Annotated in this window: 20 protein-coding genes; 7 read left to right on the top strand and 13 right to left on the bottom strand. The window is 67.8% G+C overall.

The genetic code is table 11. The features are described 5' to 3' along the window. Positions 1-235: 235 nt before the first annotated feature. The gene (locus ACFWUR_RS04310; RefSeq protein ID WP_378901695.1) at positions 236-454 is read left to right on the top strand and encodes a hypothetical protein; all 219 of its coding nucleotides are present in this window, start codon (positions 236-238) and stop codon (positions 452-454) included. 81 nt (positions 455-535) lie between these two features. Further along, the gene (locus ACFWUR_RS04305) at positions 536-703 is read left to right on the top strand and encodes a hypothetical protein (protein ID WP_378901692.1); all 168 of its coding nucleotides are present in this window, start codon (positions 536-538) and stop codon (positions 701-703) included. A 33-nt stretch (positions 704-736) separates the two neighbouring features. Here ACFWUR_RS04305 and ACFWUR_RS04300 read toward each other — a convergent pair whose 3' ends face one another. Beyond that, the gene (locus ACFWUR_RS04300; RefSeq protein WP_378901689.1) at positions 737-1378 is read right to left on the bottom strand and encodes a TetR/AcrR family transcriptional regulator C-terminal domain-containing protein; all 642 of its coding nucleotides are present in this window, start codon (positions 1376-1378) and stop codon (positions 737-739) included. A gap of 96 nt (positions 1379-1474) precedes the next feature. On the opposite strand from ACFWUR_RS04300, the gene ACFWUR_RS04295 reads away from it, so the two are divergent. Continuing rightward, complete coding sequence (locus ACFWUR_RS04295; RefSeq protein ID WP_378901687.1) at positions 1475-2470, top strand: NAD(P)-dependent alcohol dehydrogenase; 996 nt, start codon at positions 1475-1477, stop codon at positions 2468-2470. Between the two features lie 74 nt (positions 2471-2544). Next, a complete protein-coding gene (locus tag ACFWUR_RS04290; RefSeq protein ID WP_378901685.1) occupies positions 2545-3696 on the top strand; it encodes an epoxide hydrolase family protein in 1152 nt (383 codons plus the stop codon). Here ACFWUR_RS04290 and ACFWUR_RS04285 read toward each other — a convergent pair whose 3' ends face one another. The 4 genes from ACFWUR_RS04285 to ACFWUR_RS04270 all read right to left on the bottom strand — a co-directional run bounded on the left by ACFWUR_RS04285 (position 3697) and on the right by ACFWUR_RS04270 (position 8825). Beyond that, complete coding sequence (locus ACFWUR_RS04285; RefSeq protein ID WP_378901682.1) at positions 3697-5832, bottom strand: 5-oxoprolinase/urea amidolyase family protein; 2136 nt, start codon at positions 5830-5832, stop codon at positions 3697-3699. After that, positions 5829-6443, bottom strand: a complete 615-nt coding sequence (locus ACFWUR_RS04280) for an urea amidolyase associated protein UAAP2 (RefSeq protein WP_378901679.1) — start codon at positions 6441-6443, stop codon at positions 5829-5831. Before ACFWUR_RS04280 ends, ACFWUR_RS04285 begins: the two co-directional genes overlap by 4 nt. Further along, on the bottom strand, positions 6440-7186 hold the full coding sequence (locus ACFWUR_RS04275; RefSeq protein ID WP_378901676.1) for a DUF1989 domain-containing protein: 747 nt from the start codon (positions 7184-7186) through the stop codon (positions 6440-6442). Before ACFWUR_RS04275 ends, ACFWUR_RS04280 begins: the two co-directional genes overlap by 4 nt. 103 nt (positions 7187-7289) lie before the next feature. Continuing rightward, the gene (locus ACFWUR_RS04270) at positions 7290-8825 is read right to left on the bottom strand and encodes an amino acid permease (RefSeq protein WP_378901673.1); all 1536 of its coding nucleotides are present in this window, start codon (positions 8823-8825) and stop codon (positions 7290-7292) included. Between the two features lie 216 nt (positions 8826-9041). Here ACFWUR_RS04270 and ACFWUR_RS04265 point away from each other — a divergent pair, with 216 nt between their 5' ends. Next, positions 9042-9722: a TetR/AcrR family transcriptional regulator gene (locus ACFWUR_RS04265; protein WP_378901670.1), complete on the top strand. Its 681-nt coding sequence runs from the start codon at positions 9042-9044 to the stop codon at positions 9720-9722. 23 nt (positions 9723-9745) lie between these two features. On the opposite strand, the gene ACFWUR_RS04260 is transcribed toward ACFWUR_RS04265, so the two are convergent. The 6 genes from ACFWUR_RS04260 to ACFWUR_RS04235 all read right to left on the bottom strand — a co-directional run bounded on the left by ACFWUR_RS04260 (position 9746) and on the right by ACFWUR_RS04235 (position 13969). After that, complete coding sequence (locus ACFWUR_RS04260; RefSeq protein WP_378901667.1) at positions 9746-10273, bottom strand: hypothetical protein; 528 nt, start codon at positions 10271-10273, stop codon at positions 9746-9748. A gap of 46 nt (positions 10274-10319) precedes the next feature. Beyond that, entirely contained in the window at positions 10320-11117 is a 798-nt protein-coding gene (locus ACFWUR_RS04255; RefSeq protein ID WP_378901664.1) for a family 1 encapsulin nanocompartment shell protein, read from the bottom strand. After that, positions 11118-12170, bottom strand: coding sequence for a Dyp-type peroxidase (locus tag ACFWUR_RS04250; protein WP_378901662.1), 1053 nt, complete (start codon positions 12168-12170; stop codon positions 11118-11120). 77 nt (positions 12171-12247) lie between these two features. Further along, the gene (locus ACFWUR_RS04245) at positions 12248-12574 is read right to left on the bottom strand and encodes a cupin domain-containing protein (RefSeq protein ID WP_378901659.1); all 327 of its coding nucleotides are present in this window, start codon (positions 12572-12574) and stop codon (positions 12248-12250) included. A 106-nt stretch (positions 12575-12680) separates the two neighbouring features. Further along, entirely contained in the window at positions 12681-13169 is a 489-nt protein-coding gene (locus tag ACFWUR_RS04240) for a dihydrofolate reductase (RefSeq protein ID WP_378901656.1), read from the bottom strand. Then, positions 13166-13969, bottom strand: coding sequence for a thymidylate synthase (locus ACFWUR_RS04235; RefSeq protein WP_378901653.1), 804 nt, complete (start codon positions 13967-13969; stop codon positions 13166-13168). The genes ACFWUR_RS04240 and ACFWUR_RS04235 overlap by 4 nt, the downstream gene beginning before the upstream one ends. 58 nt (positions 13970-14027) lie before the next feature. On the opposite strand from ACFWUR_RS04235, the gene cobF reads away from it, so the two are divergent. Together cobF and ACFWUR_RS04225 are read left to right on the top strand one after the other, a co-directional pair. Further along, the gene (gene cobF, locus ACFWUR_RS04230) at positions 14028-14768 is read left to right on the top strand and encodes a precorrin-6A synthase (deacetylating) (protein ID WP_378901650.1); all 741 of its coding nucleotides are present in this window, start codon (positions 14028-14030) and stop codon (positions 14766-14768) included. Positions 14769-14811: 43 nt separating this feature from the next. Further along, complete coding sequence (locus ACFWUR_RS04225) at positions 14812-15681, top strand: Fpg/Nei family DNA glycosylase (protein WP_378901647.1); 870 nt, start codon at positions 14812-14814, stop codon at positions 15679-15681. On the opposite strand, the gene ACFWUR_RS04220 is transcribed toward ACFWUR_RS04225, so the two are convergent. Both ACFWUR_RS04220 and ACFWUR_RS04215 read right to left on the bottom strand, forming a co-directional pair. Beyond that, a complete protein-coding gene (locus ACFWUR_RS04220; protein ID WP_378901644.1) occupies positions 15674-17119 on the bottom strand; it encodes a dihydrolipoyl dehydrogenase family protein in 1446 nt (481 codons plus the stop codon). The two genes, ACFWUR_RS04225 and ACFWUR_RS04220, sit on opposite strands and share 8 nt — an antisense overlap. Then, a complete protein-coding gene (locus ACFWUR_RS04215; protein WP_378901641.1) occupies positions 17116-17361 on the bottom strand; it encodes a DUF2630 family protein in 246 nt (81 codons plus the stop codon). The genes ACFWUR_RS04220 and ACFWUR_RS04215 overlap by 4 nt, the downstream gene beginning before the upstream one ends. Between the last annotated feature and the right edge of the window lie 93 nt (positions 17362-17454).

Genomic DNA, 17454 nt, shown 5'->3' with positions numbered 1-17454 from the left:
GCCGCGACCGAGCGCCCGCGGACGCGGTCAGCGGGCGCTCTGTTGCCAGCCGGGCCAGTGGTTGCCGGGACTAACGCGATGAGCTGGGTCAACACGACGATTGGGCTAGGCTCGGCATTGCTGATGCGTTGACGTGACGGGTTCAGGAGGTGGTTTCCGTGGCAATGCCGGTGCCGCATTCGGCTGAGTGGACCGCCGCGGATCTGGATCAACTGCCCGATGACTGGTAAAGCCGGTGCTGTACGCGCAGGCCGGAATTCCGACGTATTGGCGATTCGAAATAAACCCGTTCAAAGGCTGTCTCGCCGGCGAAGAGTTGCCTGTGCTGTTCGCCTACGCCCTCGTCACCGATGGTGAGTACGAGCAGACACACCGCGCGCCGGCGGGTGATCCGGTGACTTTACGTTCGCCCTATGAGGTCACCTTCGACCCCGGGGCATTGCTTCCGCGCTAGGCGGGCCCGTCCAGCTGCTGTTTCGGGGCGCCCACCTGTCAGGGCGAGGCTATTCTGGACAGTGGAACTGGGGAGGAAATCATGACCGGTCAGCACAATGAAGAATCCGATCCACGGGCCCAGTGGCGCCACTTGCCCGCGGAGCCGACGGAACTGATCGAGGAAGTCGCCACCGACACCAGAGCGACGGAGCAGGGCGTGCCCGCGGTCGATGTCACCGAGGATTTCGTGCGCAAATACGGACTCTGACGCGGTCCACCGATCGGTGGACACGGCGCGTGTTCAGCGGGGAAGGAGCCTGGCCAGCCCTTCCAGGAGAAGGTCGAGACCGAAGGTGAAATCGGCTGCGCCGGAGTGCGTTCCGGTGATGACGAGATCGGCCAGCGCGTGCATGTGCGGATGGGTATCGGCGGGGATGAGTGGGAGGAACTGTTCTGCGGCCGAGGCATATTCGGACGGGTCGAGGGGGAAATTGATGGCCTGGAGGGTGAAGCCGTAGATGTGGCTGTCGAGGGCGTTCCAGGCGCGGTCGGCCTGCTCGTAGGTGAAGCCCGCGGTGATCAGGCAGCCCAGGGTGGCGTCCACGTAGCGCAGCATGGCGGGTCCGACGTTGACCCGGGAGCCGAGTAGGCCGGTCGCCCAGCGGTGGTTCAGCAGGACCTCGTGGGCCGAGACGGCGCGGTGGCGCAGTTCCGCACGCCAGTCGCCGCCGGCGAGGGGGACATGGATCTCGGCGACCACCAGGTCGACGATGCCGTCGTAGAGGTCGTCCTTGTTCGCGACGTGGTTGTAGAGCGACATCGCCTCCACGCCGACGGTCTTGGCGAGGTTGCGCATCGACAGCGCGGCCAGGCCCTGCTGGTCGGCGAGGTCGATGGCCGCGCGCAGAACTCGTTCTCGGGTGAGGGGGGTGCGCGGCGACATGGGGCTCCTGACTGTTTCCTTGACCTACTTACGGTGTAAGCGTACCGTTTCACCGTACAGACTTACGCTGTAAGTGCGAGATGAGGGACAGTTCTCATGACCGATGTGGATACGGCTTCGATGACCGCCTGGATTGCGCCCCGATACGGCGGGGGTGAGGTGTTGCGGAGCGAGGTCGTGCCGCGGCCGACGCCGGGAGGGCGGGATGTGGTGGTCCGGGTGCGGGCGGCATCGCTGTGCAGTGGAGATCTGCATCTGCTCACCGGGACGCCGTATCTGCTGCGGCTCGGGTTCGGGTTGCGCAGGCCCAAGCACCGAGCGATCGGGCAGAATCTGGCGGGCGAGGTGGTCGCGGTCGGCGAGCAGGTCACCGAATTCCGCTCTGGTGACCGGGTTTTCGGTGAGGTGCCCAGTGGGGCGTTCGCTGAATTCGTCCGCGCCGGCGTCGGCTCGTTCGCCCTCGTGCCTGCCGCGTTGAGCATGGAAGATGCCGCGGCGATTCCGGATTCGGGAATGACCGCGTTGCAGGGGCTGCGTGATATCGGCAAGGTCGGGCCGGGGCAGCGAGTGCTGATCAACGGCGCGTCCGGCGGGGTCGGCAGTTTCGCGGTGCAGATCGCGAAGGTGCTCGGCGCGCACGTGACAGCCGTGTGCAGCTCCCGGCATGTCGAGATGGTGCGAAGCATCGGCGCGGATGTCGTCATCGACTACACCGTCGACGACTTCACCCGCACGCAGGTGCCGTACGACGTGATCTTCGACCTGGCAGGCAACCGCACACTGCGGGAGATCCGTCGCGTCCTGGCCGCGAACGGCGTCTTCGTCTCCTCCGCCGCCGCGCCCGGCGACAACTGGTTCGGCCCGATCCGGTGGTTGGCTCAGGTGGCACTCGCCGACCTGTTCTCGCGCCAGACTTTGAAGGCTCTGCTGATGCGGCCCGCAGCCGCCGACCTGGAACATCTGGCCGGACTGGCCGTCGACGGGAAACTGCGGCCGGTGATCGAGCGGCGGTTCCCGCTGTCCGACGCGGCACTGGCCGTCGCCGCGTTCGAGCGAGGACACGCGTCGGGGAAGACCGTCCTGATCGCGTGAGTCGCCGAAAGAATGTCGGGTCTCTCGTGCAGCTAGGGCCGAAGCTGTCCTAGGTGGCTCATACCGTGGATCCCATGAGCAACGAGATCCAGCCCTACCGCATCGACATCTCCCAGCAGCAGCTCGATGACCTGCGTAACCGGCTCGACAATGCGCGCTGGCCCGCCGCGCTGCCGGGTGACGACTGGGACACCGGCGTGCCGACCGGGTACCTGCGCGAACTCGTCGACCACTGGCGCACCGGCTACGACTGGCGGGCCGAGGAAGCGAAACTCAATGCGCACGAGCAGTTCACGACCGTGATCGACGGGCAGAACATCCACTTCCTGCACGTCCGCTCGGCCGAACCCGATGCGGTGCCGCTGCTGCTGACGCACGGCTGGCCGGGCTCGATCGCGGAATTCCTCGACCTGATCGGTCCGCTGACCGACCCCCGCGCGCACGGCGGCGACCCGGCCGATGCCTTCCACGTGGTGATCCCGTCGCTGCCCGGGTTCGGGTTCTCGGGACCGGTCACCGAGGGGTGGTCGGTGCGTCGGATCGCGCAGGCCTGGGTCGAACTGATGACCAGGCTCGGGTACGAGCGGTTCGGGGTGCAGGGCGGTGACCTCGGGGCGGCGGTGAGCCCGGAAGTCGGGCGAGTGGCGCCGGATCGGGTGATCGGCGTGCACGTCAACGGTGGTGCGGGCTCGTTCCCGCAGCTGCCGCTGTCGGAGGCGGACATGGCGAGCCTGACCGAACTCGAGCGAGACCGCATCGCGCGGATCGAGGCGTTCATGAACGAGGAGTTCGGCTACATCGCCGTGCAGTCCACCCGTCCGCAGGCCCTGGCCTATGGGCTGGTCGACTCTCCGATCGGGCAGCTGGCGTGGATCCTGGACAAGTTCCGGGAGTGGACGCACCCACGAGAGACCTTGCCCGACAAGATCATCGATCGCGATCGGCTGCTGACCAACGTGATGATCTACTGGCTCACCGCCACCGCGGGGTCGGCGGCCTACATCGGCTACGCGCAGCCGGTGCAATGGGGTGCGGTGCCGACGAATTCGGGTGTGCCGACCGGTGTGCTCGTCCTGGCCCACGATGTGGCGATCCGGCGCTTCGACGAGGCCGAGAACACGATCGTGCGCTGGACCGATGTGGACCGGGGCGGGCACTTCGCGGCACTGGAGGAACCGGAACTGCTCACCATCGATGTGCGCGAGTTCTTCCGTACGTTGCGCTGATCAGTCCGCGAGTTCGCCCGCCGAGCGCCAGGATTGGCGTTCGGCGGCGAACGCTTCGGCTTGGACAGCGCGGAATTCCTCGATGGAACGCGCGTTGTCGGTGAGGAACGCGCGGTAGTCCGCGAGCCGGAACTCGCTGTCGGTGGCGGTGATGTCCACCTTGCCCGCGGCGAAATCCGCACGCAGATCGAGGAGTTCGTCGGCCTCGACGGGATGCCACTTGATCCGGTCGAAATAGCGCAGCAGCCACGGGGTTTCGGCGTCGGTGGCGAACCGGTCGACACCGGGTCCTGCCGTCCCCGCAGGTCGGGCGCGGTGGTTCCACACCTGGGTCGTGCGCCCGACGAACTGGTAGCCGCCCGGACCCTCCATGCCGTAGATGCAGAGGTAGGCGCCGCCGATGCCGACGGCGTTCTCGGGGGTCCACGTGCGCGCCGGGTTGTACTTGGTGGTGACCAGACGGTGGCGGGGGTCGGTGGGGGTGGCCACGGGAGCGCCGAGGTAGACATCGCCCAGGCCGAGGACCAGATACTCGGCGTCGAAGACCGTCTTATAGACATCGTCGACGGAGGGCAGGCCGTTCATGCGGCGGATGAATTCGATGTTCCACGGGCACCAGGGGGCGTCGGCGCGAACGCCGTGCATGTAGCGGGTGATCGCTTCCCTGGTGGCGGGGTCGTCCCAGGACAGCGGCAGGTGGACCGTGCGACTCGGGACGACAAGCTGATCGGAATTCGGTAGTTGTGCTTCGGCTTCGGCGAGGAGGTCGAGCAGGCGGGGGATCGGCAGGACGGTGGGGTCGACCCTGATCTGGAGTGAGCGGATCCCGGGGGTGAGCTCGATGACACCGCGCAACCCGACCGCGATGAGGTGCTGGTGCAGGGCGTGGACGCGGGCGCGGAGGCCCAGGTCCAAGGTGAGGGTGCCGTATTCGACGAGAACGCCGTCGTCGCCCTGTCTGCGGTAGGTCACGCCGGTTTCGTCGTCGACCTCGGTGCGGCGGAGCACGCCGTCGTCGCCGTCACGGCCCGCGGAGAGAACGGTACCGAAGCACGCGCGTCGGCGAGCGCCGAGTTCTGCTGCGGGAGCAGCTTGTTCGGAGCGGATGGGAACGAAGCGAACCTTGTCGCCGGGGGCGAGTTGGCCGAGTTTCCAGCGATCGGCGGCGACTACGGTGACCGGGCAGACGAATCCGCCGAGGCTCGGGCCGTCCGGTCCGAGCAGGATCGGGGTGTCGCCGGTGAAGTCGAGGGCGCCGACGGTGTAGGCGTTGTCGTGGATGTTCGACGGATGCAGGCCCGCCTCGCCGCCGTCGGTGCGAGCCCACTCCGGCTTCGGGCCGATGAGCCGCACGCCGGTGCGGTCGGAATTGAAGTGCACCTCGTAGTCGGTGCCGAGGATGGTGTCGAAGTCGTCGCGGGTGAAGAACTCCGGTGCGCCGTGTGGGCCTTCGGTGACGGCGAGTTCCCAGCGGTGCGCGAAGGCCGGCTGGTCGGCCATCGGAACGGCGGGGGCGAGGCGGGTCGACGGGACGCCCAGTGCGAGTGATTCGTCGGCGCGCAATGCGGCGCCCGTACCGCCGCCGAATTTTCCGAGGGTGAATGTCGCAGCGCTGCCGAGGAATTCGTCCACGTCGATGCCGCCCGAGATCATGATGTAGGTGCGCATGCCTGGCCCCCGAATCGCGCCGACATCGAGCACGCCGCCCGCCGCGACTTCGACGGTTCGCCATTGCTCGACCGGGATGCCGTCCACTCGAACATCGGCGACCGCGCCGGTCACGCACACCCACGTCGGTTCGGAGAACCGCAACGCCGGTCCGCCCAGCGTGCACTCCAACCCTGCTGCACCCTCGGGGTTTCCGAGCACTCGGTTGCCGAGGCGGAGCGAAAGGTCGTCCATCGGCCCGGACGGCGGAACTCCGATGTGCCAGTATCCGATTCGGCCAGGCCAGTCCTGCACGGTGGTTTGCATACCGGGTCGGACGACATCGATGCGTCGCTGAGTCGGCGATGGCTCCGGCGGGGCGTCCGAAGTCGGCTCGGTCGTGTCATCCAGGCCGGCGCCTTCCGCCTCGACCATGCTCGTCGAGGCGAGGTCGGCAGCGGGTTCGACACGGGTGTCGGTGAGGTTCATCGGGTCACCACCATGCGGACGGGGGTGGGGTCGAAACCGTTGCAAGGGTTGTTGATCTGGGGACAGTTGGAGACCAGCACGAGGGTGTCGATCTCGGCGCGGAGGGTGAGCTTCTTGCCGGGGGCGGAGAGACCGTCGACGATGCCCAGTGTTCCGTCGGGTTCGACGGGGACGTTCATGAACCAGTTGATATTGGAGACCAGGTCGCGTTTGCCCAGCCCCCATTCGAGGGCGGCGGTGAGGAAGTTCTCCACGCAGGCGTGCTGATGGCGGGTGTGGTGGCCGTAGCGCAGGGTGTTGGATTCCTGGGAACAGGCGCCCGCGATGGTGTCGTGGTTGCCGACCTCGTCGGCGACGACCGTCATCAACGGGGTCCCACCTTCGGTCAGCAGGACGCTGCCGGTGGTGAGGAAGATGTTGCGCTGGGCGGCGATGGTGGCCTGGGCGCTGTAGCGGTCGGTGCGGTCGGCGGCGGAGTAGAGCAGGCAGTCGACGGCCTGGTTGCCGTGCAGGTCGATGATGTCGAGGTGATCACCCGCGCGGACGATGGCAGACCACGGCGCCCGGGCGGGAACGGTGTCGTCGAGGACGACGGTGCGGGTGGTGGTCATGCCGGAACCTCCGTGCTCAGTGCGGCCGTCCAGGCGGCTTCGGTGTTGTCCACGGCCCGTCGATATTCGGGGTCGTCGTTGGTGGCGCGATCGGCGGGGGCGGACCAGGCGAGGAGGTCGAGGTCGCCGGTGGGGCGGTCGTCCAGTGGGTGGGGCGCGTTGGCGACCAGCAGCGTTACCGGAAGGTGGATGATCAGGTCGATGACGGCGTCGGCAGGGCCGTTGCCGGTGGGTGTCAGCGCACCGTCGGATTCCACGCGGACCTCACGGAACAAGCCGATCGAGGCGCCGATGTCGCGGGGCTCCAGCCCCTGCTTGGCGGCGGCCACGTGGAGCTGGTGGCGGCCGTCGGTGGTGGGGCCGCACAGGGTGTCGTGGTGGCCGGAGGTGTCGGCCACCACCGTGGCCAGCACCCTGCCCTGGTCGGAGAGCAGCGGGTGACCCGCGCTCAGGTATGCCTGCCACGGCACCTTCACCGTGTCGGCGACATTCAACCGCTCCCACGGTGACTCGGCGCGCAGGAGGAACAGGTGGGCGCACGTGGTGCCGGACGGGTCGGCGAGCCGGACTCGGACGCCGCGGCCGAGCACGACGTTGGCGTAGCCGCCGGAGGGGATGCGTTGTGCGACAACGACCGCGGCGGGGTCGATGCCGTGCGGTGGTTCGGGACGGGTGATCGTGGCTGTGGAGGCCTGGGCGCGCGCATGGGCGCGGGCACCGTCGGTGGACTGGGTACTCGTCATCGGTGACTCCTCGGCGAGTGGGTGGACGAACGGGATGATCGGCGAGCCGGCGTGGCGAGGCCCGCGGTGGATGCGTACTCGGCGCACCCACCGCAAAGCCGGATCACGCTGTCGCAGGCGCCATTTCGGTTTCGGCACCCTTGGCAGCCGTCGCGACCACGACGCGGTAGACGATCGCGCCGACGGTGAGGATCACCGCCACCGACAGCGGGCCCGCCCAGAGCTGCCACCAGCTGCCGCCTGCCGGGGTGTAGACCTCGGGGCGGGGCCAGGCGAGGTTGATGACCATGGCGATGCCCCAGACCACGGCGAGGGCGTTGACGGGGATGCCCCAGCGGCCCAGATGGAACAGGGTCTTGTCGTCGGGGGCGGGCAGGCCCTTGATCCTGCGGACCAGCAGCGGCACGGTGACCAGCAGATAGGCCAGGTACAGGCTGACGATGCAGACGCTGGCCAGGGTGGCGAAGATCGCGGGGTTACCCAGGTTCAGTACCAGCAGGCCGATGCCGAGGGCGCCGATCACGACGGCGGGCCACACGGGGGTGCCGAAGCGCGGGTGCACGGTCGAGAGAGCCTTCGCGAACGGCAGTTTGCCGTCGCGGGCCATCGAGAACAGCAGGCGCGAGCCCGCGGTCTGGATGGCGAGGGTGCAGACGATGACCGCGACCGCTACACAGCTGAGAAGTACCGATCCGGCGGGGCTGTTCAGCTTGGAGGTGATGACGTAAGCCATTCCGCCCGCCGACAATTCGCCGTCGGACAGGCTCGGCGCCGCCATCAGGGCGCCGAGCAGCATGAGACCGCCGCCCAGTGCCGATACCGACAGGGCGAGCAGGATGGTGCGGGGGGCGACCTTGCGCGGATTCTTGGTTTCCTCGGAAAGCTCACCGGCGGAATCGAATCCGACCATCACGTACGCGGCCATCAGGCCCGAGACCAGGAACGCGGCCCAGTAGGGGCCGGGGGAGGCGTGGTCGGTCCGCAACACCACGTCGGGGCCGCGCTCGGTGTCGGCGAAGAACAGCGCGATGATCGCCAGCACGCCCACGATCTCGACCGTGACACCGATCGAATTGATCTTCGCCATCAGGTCGATGCCGATCACATTGATGGTGGTGGTGACCACGAGCAATACGCTGCCCAGCAGCACGGCGTTCATCGCGCCGTCGCGGGAGGTGAGGGCGGTGTCGGTGCCGATGAGCTGGAATCCGCCCCAGATCGAGGGCAGCACCACCTGCAGTGCGATAGCGGCCGCGGCGGCGGTGACAACCTGGGCCAGCACCATCATCCAGCCGGCGAACCAGCCGATCAGCCCGCCCGCCAGGCGGCGCGACCACTGATAGATACAGCCGGAGATCGGGTACCGGGCGGCGAGCTCGGCGAAGTTCAGCGCGACCAGGAACTGGCCGGCGAACACCAGCGGCCAGGTCCAGAAGAAGGCGGCGCCGCCGAACGAATAGCCGAAGCCGAAGAACTGGAAGATCGTGGTGAGGATGGAGACGAACGAGAAACCTGCCGCGAAGGACGCGTAGCGCCCCAGTTTGCGATGCAGGACCGGCTGATATCCGAAAGCCGCCAGATCGGCGCTGTCGCGGCCGAGTTCGGGTGGGGCGGCGGGGGATTCGAGGGTCGTGGCCATGTCGGTGTCCTTCAGCGGTTCGGCCAATATCTATCAGTCGATAGTTTTGCGTGCGCGATCGCTCGAACGGTGTCGTGCGTGTATCGACTGCGGGTACCGCGGTAACTTCTGCGTTGCCCAGGTTTCTGTCGGATGACAGGAATTTGACCGACCGGCATCGCCGCTGGTGAGCAGCCCGCTGCGGCCCAGGTGGGAGGCCGATGACAGAATCGACCCGTGGCGAACCTCGGTCCCGGGCGTCCCCGGCTGGAACAGCGGCGCAGGCAGGGAACTACCCCACGCGCGGAGATCCTCGACGCGGCGGCGGAGCTGTTCACCACCAAGGGATATGCCAACACCTCGACGCGGGCGGTGGCCGACGCCGTCGGCATCCGGCAGGCTTCGCTGTATCACCACTTCGCCGCCAAGGACGACATCCTCGACGCGCTACTGGCCGAAACAGTGGCGGGGCCGGTCGAATTGGCGCTGCGGATGATGGTCGAACCCGACGACGCGGTGACCCAGCTGTACGCGCTGGCACTGTTCGATGTACGCCAATTGCGCACGGCGCGGTGGAATCTCGGGGCGCTGTATCTGCTGCCCGAGTTGCGTACCGAACGATTCGTGGCGTTCCGGCGTCGTCGCGATGAACTGCGCGGCCACTACGAACGGCTTGCCACCGCATCGGCTACGGCCGCCGGTGAACCCGACGATGCGCGAATTCTGCCCTTCCGGCTGGTCGAGACGGTGATCGCGATCAGGTACGACGAGGGCGCCGTGGGTGTGGACGCCGAGCGGGTCATCCCCGACGGGGTGGTGCGGATCGTCGGCTGTCGCGGTGACGTCGACGAGGTGCGTGCGGCGGCCACCGCCCTACTGGCCAGGCTCGGCGAGATCGACACCAGCGCACCCGCCTGAGCCCGCCGCCGCACGGCAGGGGATCAGCGGGCGGTCGGCGGGGCGATCTGCCAGTGCTGGTTGAGCGCGCCCGCGATCTCGGGCAGCACGGTGATCGGGATCTGCTTGGCGCGCAACATCTCCCGGATCTCGCTCACCTGCTCGCGTTTGCGCATGTCGTAGGCACCCGCGACCGGACGGACCACCGGCGGGATGGACAGCAGCACGACCTCGTCGGCGGACTCGCCGTCGAGGTCGAGGGCCAGTGCCCAGCGGGCGTGCTCGTCGAGCGTGAAGCGGCCCGCGATCACGCGATCCCACGGCACGGTGGACGAACGGAACGGGGTGCGCACGTAGATCGCGTGCTCGTGCAGTTCGATGACGTCACGGACGAACAGTGCCACACCCACCGCGAACCCGCCGACCGCCCCGACCAGCAACCCGGTGATCACCCGGTTCACCCCGAACATCGCCAGGAACAACCCGACGACGCCCGTGGTGACCAGGACCGCGATCAAGCAATAGAACAGGCTCCGCCTGGTGGACACGACACCGGCACGCACGACCGCCATGCGGACCTCCCTCTCCGTGATTCGTGGCCCACCCTAGCGGGCGCGCTCACGAACCGAGCGAAACCGCCGCTTCGGAGGTCTCGACGAGGAAGGTGAACGTCTCCTGGAAGTACAGCTGCACAGTCTGGGCGTCGTGGCTGAGGTACCCGATCGACAGATCCTGACCGAGCGCCAGCTCGAAGTCGCCGCCGCGGGTGGTGAGCGCGAAACCGCCGGAGATCGCCGGCGCCCAGATGATCTCGCCGTCGATCAGCCGCTCGATGTGGGTGCGGATCGGGTGACCGTGGTCGGAGGTCTCGCTGACCTGGGTGTACAGCTCGGCGCTGAGCACCACCGAGTACGGGCCCTGCACGCCTGCCAGGCGCAGGCCGGTGAGGGCGTGCGAGATGGCGTCGGGGATGTCGACGACATTGCCCGGCAGCGCGACGGGGGAGTTCGAGGCGGCATCGCGGATGCCGGTGATGCCCGCGGCGGCGTAGCTCTCGAAGATCGCGCGGTCTTCGGCGAAGGCGATCTTCTGCGCCGCGTCCTTGAGGTTGTCCAAGTCGGCGTCGCCCGCTCCGCGCTCGATGTCGTCGAGTTCGGAGCGTTGCAGGGTGAACGGCACCCGCAACTCGATGACCGGTTGGATCACGCGCTGATGGGCCTGCACACCGTCGTCGGGCGAGGCGATCGAGGTGACCCGGCCGAGGTTGCGGGCCGAGAAGTCGAAACCGTGCGGTCCCGACACGTCGACCACTCGGCGGCCCGCGATATTGCGCTTGAACGTGCGGGTCGCCTCCTCCTCGATCTGCGACCAGGCTTCGCCGGTGATCGGCGCGAGTTCGCGATGCAGGTTGTTCATTCAGATACTCCTTTTCATCGTGCCGATTGCGAGGGAGCCGTCCGAGCGATCCGCTGCCGCGTTCGCCCGTTCGACCGGGGCTGCTTCCGGCAGTGTCGCCGGCTCGATCTCGGCGCCCGCCGTGTCGGGTGCGTCGGGCAGGTCGTCGAGGAAATCCACGGTGGGGGTGAAGAAGAGCGTGCCGGTGACCGCGAAGGAGAAATCGAGGATGCGGTCGTAGGCGGCCTCGTCGGTGCCGAGGAACATCCGCTCGAGCATGCGCTCGGTGACGCTCGGGGTGGCGGCGTAGGCCACGTAGTAGGTGCCGAACTCGCCGGTGCCGATGGTGCCGAACGGCATGTTGGCGCGCACGATCTGACGTTCGGTGCCGTCGGCGTCGATGATGGTGTTCACCGCGACGTGCGAGTCGGCGGGTTTCACGTCGTCGGGCAGTTCGTAGTCGGCGAGCTTGGTGCGCCCGATCACCCGCTCCTGTTCCTCGATCGACAGCGCGTTCCACTGGTCGAGGGGGTGGGTGTACTTCTGCACGATCACGTAGCTACCGCCGGTGAACTCGGGGTCCTCGTCGCCGATCAGCGCCGCCGAGGCCGCGCCGAGGCCCTCGGGGTTCTCGGTGCCGTCGACGAAGCCGAGCAGGTCGCGCTGTTCGAAATAGCGGAATCCGACCGTCTCGTCGACGACGGTCGCCGCGCCTTTGAGGCGGGCGCCGATCACCATGGCCAGTTCGAAGCACGGGCCCTGGGTTTCGCCCCTGATGTGGAAGAACAGGTCACCCGCGGTGGCCGGTGCGCTGTGGATCGGGCCGTTGTAGCCGGAGAACTCGTGCAGCTCAGCCGGTTTCGGGCCGACGAACAGACGGTCCCAGGCCAGCGAACCGATCGAGGTGACGCAGGTCAAACCCTCGCCGGGCACCCGGAACCCGATCGAACGGCGCAACCCGGAGATATCCGCCAAGAGGTCACGGACCGCGGCTTCGCCCCCGGAGTCGATGGTGAAGACAAGGAAAATCGCGGACGGCGTGAGTGGATCGAGGATCGGCTGTGGCTCACCCATGGCGTCCACAGTACGGCGCCGCACCGACAGGTTCGCCGACACCTGGAGGTGTCAGCGCGTTTCGGGCGATCGACCTGCTACTTCGCGACGGTCAGCAAAAATGTGACGTCGTCGACCGCTTTCACGCTGTGGCGCGCGCGTGGCACGACGATCAGGTCGCCCGCCGAGCCCTTCCACTCGTCGGTGCCCGCGATCAGCACCAGGGTGCCGGTGAGCACCTGGATGGTGGCATCGCCGGCGTTGTCGTGCTCGGCCAGGCTCTGGCCCTCCGCGAGGGCGACAACGGTCTGGCGCAGCACGTGGGTGTGGCCACCGATGAGGGTTTGCGAGCTCCGGCCGCTCGTCGAGGTAGCCGCCAGCTTCAATTGTTGGCGGGCCACCGCTGTCAGCGATTTCTTGTCCATGGATCGGGCCTTTCGCAGGCTTCTCGCGGGCAGGTCTTGGGAAGGAGTATGCCCGACGGCGCCCACGCGTTCGGGCGTTTTGCCACGACCGTCACCGAGGTGTTCCTCAACCTCGGGTGTAGTGGCGAATGCGGTAGCGCAGGCCGGTTTTCGAGGTCAGCCACGGCGCGTCGTCGGCCTGCCATTCCGGGCCGACGGCCGGGGCGAAGGCATCGCCCGCCACGGTGGTGTCGACCTCGGTGACCAGCAGTGTCGTCGCGAACGGCAGCGCGGCGCGGTAGATCTCGCCGCCACCGGCGACCCAGGTATCGGCCGGGGCGGTCATGGTCAGCGCGTCGGGTACCGAGGCGGCACGCTCGGCGCCGTCACCGGCCCAATCAGTCTGCCGGGAGACCACGATGTTGCGGCGGCCGGACAGCGGCCGGAAACTCGCGGGCAGCGAGTCCCAGGTACGCCTGCCCATGATCACCGGATGACCCATGGTGGTGTCGCGGAAACTGGCCATATCCTCGGGCACCCGCCACGGGATGGTGTTGTCGACACCGATCACCCCGTTGTTCGCCTGCGCCCAGATGAGGCCGATCAAGCGGCTCACACCGCCACCGGCGCCTTGATGGCCGGGTGATGTTCGTAGCCGGACAGTTCGATGTCGGCGTAGGCGTAGTCGAACAGGCTCGTCGCGGGTCGAAGGTGCAGCGTCGGGAAGGGGTAGGGCGTGCGGGTGAGCTGCTCGCGAACCTGGTCGACATGGTTGTCGTAGATGTGCACGTCGCCGCCGGTCCAGATGAACTCGCCCGGCTCGAGCTCGGTCTGCTGGGCGACCATCAGGGTGAGCAGGGCATAGCTGGCGATGTTGAACGGCACGCCGAGGAACAGGTCGGCGCTGCGCTGGTACAGCTGGCAGGACAGCTTGCCGTCGGCGACATAGAACTGGAAGAAGGCATGGCAAGGTGCCAGCGCCATCTTGTCCAGGTCGGCCACGTTCCAGGCCGAGACGATCATCCGGCGCGAATCCGGGTCGGTGCGCAGGGTGTGCAATACCTGGGCGATCTGGTCGATGTGGGTGCCGTCGGGGGTGGGCCACGAACGCCACTGCACCCCGTAGACCGGGCCGAGCTCGCCCTTGGCGTCGGCCCATTCGTCCCAGATGGTCACGCCGTGTTCGCGCAGCCAGGAGACATTGGAATCGCCGCGCAGGAACCACAGCAGTTCATAGGCGATGGATTTCATGTGGACCCGCTTGGTGGTGATCAGCGGGAAGGACTCGGCCAGGTCGTAGCGCAGCTGGTGACCGAAGATGCTGCGGGTTCCGGTGCCGGTGCGATCGGCTTTGGGCGTGCCTTGCTCCAGGACGTGCCGGAGCAGATCCTCGTACTGCGTATCAGGGGTGGCCACGCTTGCCGATTCTACGGGGGTCGGCTGTGCGGATCGGCACCTGGCAAGCTCTTCGGCTATGCGCAAGCTCTACGTGATCGGCATCGGCGCGGGCGACCCCGACCAGGTGACGATGCAGGCGGTCAAGGCCATGCGAACGGCCGAGGCGTTCTTCGTGATCGGCAAGGGCGCCGAGAAACAGGAACTGGTCGACGTGCGGACCACGATCCTGGCCGAGCACGTGGACACGCCGTACCGGGTCATCGAGATCACCGATCCGCCGCGCGAGCGCACCCCCGCGGACTACGCCGGGGTCGTCCTCGACTGGCACGAACGGCGCTCCGAACTCCTCGAAGCCGCGTTCGACCAGGTGGCCGGCGTCGGCGCGATCCTCGTGTGGGGTGATCCGGCGCTCTACGACAGCACTCTGCGGATGGTCGAGCACGTGCTGGCGCGGGGCCGCGTCGGCTTCGAGTACGAGGTGATTCCGGGGGTGACCAGCATCGCCGCGCTGGCCGCCCGGCACCGCATGGTGCTGCACCGGATCGGCGAACCCGTCCACGTCACGACCGGACGCCGACTGCGCGAGGAAGGGCTCGGTGCCGGGTCGACCGTGGTGATGCTCGACGGCGAATGCTCGTTCACCGAAGTTCGCGGCGACGACATCCATATCTGGTGGGGTGCTTATCTCGGCATGCCCGACGAAATATTGATCGAAGGCAACCTGCGCGAGGTCGAACGCGAGATTCTGGCCCGCCGAGCCGAATTACGCGCGAAAAAGGGCTGGATCATGGACGTTTATCTGCTCCGCGCGGGCTGATGGATCCCGCACCGGTAGGCGATAGATCGCTAAACTGGCCACCGTGCCCGAGCTGCCGGAAATAGAGGCGTTGGCGCAGTTCCTTCGGGATCATGCCGTCGGCGCTGTGGTCGGTCGTGTGGACGTGGCGGCCCTGAGCGCGGTGAAGACCTTCGATCCGCCGGTCACCGCGTTGTCGGGTCGTGATGTCACCGGTGCCGGGCGGTGGGGGAAATTCCTCGGAATGGACTGTGGCGGATTGTGGTTGATCACCCATCTGTCGCGCGGTGGGTGGCTGCGCTGGGTCGATGAACCGAATCCGTTGCCGCCCAAACCCGGTGGGAAGAGTCCGCTGGCGCTGCGCGTGCATTTCTTCACACCCGAAGGCGCGACGCCCGCGATCGACCTGACCGAGGCGGGGACGAAGAAGCGGTTGGCGGTCTATATCGTCGAGGACCCGACAACGGTGCCGGGAATCGCGCGCTTGGGGCCGGACGCGCTCGGGTTGACCGAGGACGAATTCGCCGCGCTGCTGAAAAGCACCTCGCAGCGGATCAAGACCGCGATCGTGGATCAGACCCTGCTCGCCGGAATCGGCAACGCCTACTCCGACGAGATCTTGCACACCGCGAAGATCTCCCCGTTCGCCAACACCGCAACGATGTCGGCGGACAGGGTTTCGCAGCTCTACACCGCGATGCGCACCGTTCTGCTCGACGCGGTCGATCGTTCGGTGGGACAGAACGCGGCCCGGTTGAAGGGCGAGAAGCGTTCGGGCATGCGGGTGCACGCCAGAACCGGGCAGCCGTGCCCGGTGTGCGGGGACACCGTGCGCGAGGTGTCCTACGCGGAGCGGTCGTTCCAGTACTGCGCCACCTGCCAGACCGGCGGCAAGGTGCTCGCCGACCGGCGGATGTCGCGGCTGCTCAAATAGTCTTCTCGCGCCAGGCTTCCAGCAGCCGGAGCCAGAATTCGCTGACGGTCGGGAAAGCGGGCACCGCGTTCCACAGGGCGTCCATGGACACTCGTCCGACCACCGCGATGGTGGCCGCGTGCAACTGTTCGCCCATGTCGGGGCCGACGAACGTGGCCCCGAGAAGGTGGTCGGCGGCGGTGTCGACGACGAGTTTCGCGCGGCCGTGGAAGTCGTCGCGCGAGAGCGCGGAACCCGCGACGGCGATATCGAGTTCCACCGTGTCCACCGCGTGTCCGGCGGTGCGCGCCTCGTGTTCGGTGAGGCCCACCGACGCGAGTTCCGGGGCGGTGTAGACGACCTGGGGCACCTGCTGGTGGTCGGCGCTCGCGGTGTATCGCCTGCCGTCGAGTGGTCTACCCTCGGCGCGGGCGGCGATCACGTCGCCGCACACCCTGGCCTGATATTTGCCCATGTGCGTCAGTGCCGCACGGTGATTTACGTCGCCGACGGCATAGAGCCAGTTTCCCGGCACGTCGCGCACGGTCAGCTGGTCGTCGACCGCGAGATAGCCCGAGGGCAGTCCGACGGCGTCGAGGCCGAGATTCGAGGTGGCGGGGGCGCGTCCGGTGGCGACGACGAGTTCGTCGACCTCCAACTCGCCGTCGTCGAGTACCAGCGTGACCGGACCGCCGTGGAGGTGGCCGACGCCGGTGTCCTCGGGATCGCGGCGCGAGGCCAGCAACGGCTCGGTGTGGAAGCGCACCGTGACAGTTGGGGTGTCGCGCAGGCCCCGCAGGACCAGTTCCGAAGCGAACGGCTCGCTGCGCGGGAGCAGGCGGTCGCCCCGGACCAGCAGCGTCACCTCCTCGGCGCCGAGTTCGGCCAACCAGGTCGCCGTCTCACAGGCGACGACACCGCCGCCGATGATGGCCACCCGGCGCGGGACGACCTTCAGGTTCGTGGCGTCTCGGGAGGTCCACGGCAGGGCCTCGCGCACGCCGGGGATGTCGGGGATGGTGGCGGTGGTGCCGGTGGCCAGCACCACCGCGTGCCGGGCACGCAAGACCTTGACGCCGTCTTCGGTGTCGACCTCCACGAGCCGTTCGCCGATCAGGCGTCCGGTGTCGCGGATCGGATCGATATCGGCCGATTTGGCCCACTCGGCCTGGGAACTGTCGTCGAGGTTGTGCACGAAGCTGTCGCGACGGGCCAGCACGTCGGCCACCTGCGGACCGCTCGCGCTCACCCCCGGCATCGCCTCGCCGAGTCCGAGCACGGCGCCGGGGCGCAGCAGGGCCTTGCTGGGGATGCACGCCCAGTAGCTGCACTCGCCGCCGAACAGCTCTCGCTCGACGAGCGCGGCGGTGCGGTCGCTGCCCGCGATGGCGTAGGCGGCGGCGTTCTCACCGGCCGGGCCCGCGCCGATGACGATGACGTCGTACTCGAGCTCGGTCACTGCAGATAGCCCTCGACCTCACGAGGTGAACGCATACCGGCGTCCTCGGGAGATTCGCCGGAGCCGCTGCGCGCGCGCCGCTGCCGCAGCAGATCCCACGCCTGATCGAGCATCACTTCCAGCTCGGCCAGCTGCTTGCGTTCGGCTACCGGGTCGATCTCGCCCGCGGTGGCCTTGGCTCGCAGGGCGTGCTCGTCGTCGACCAGCTCTTTGATCCGCGCCAGAATGTCCTGATCGGTCATGTGCTCACCACTTCGATAGTCGGAGGTAGTGCCGGGTCCTGGTCCATGCTACGACCGTCGGCGATCGCGGGGCATGCTCTGCGTGGTGCGGGC

Origin of the sequence: Nocardia sp. NPDC058633 (genome assembly GCF_042717045.1) — a bacterium.
GTDB lineage: Bacteria > Actinomycetota > Actinomycetes > Mycobacteriales > Mycobacteriaceae > Nocardia.
Note: the sequence above shows the minus strand (reverse complement) of the source record. Positions and strands in the feature narration are given on the sequence as shown.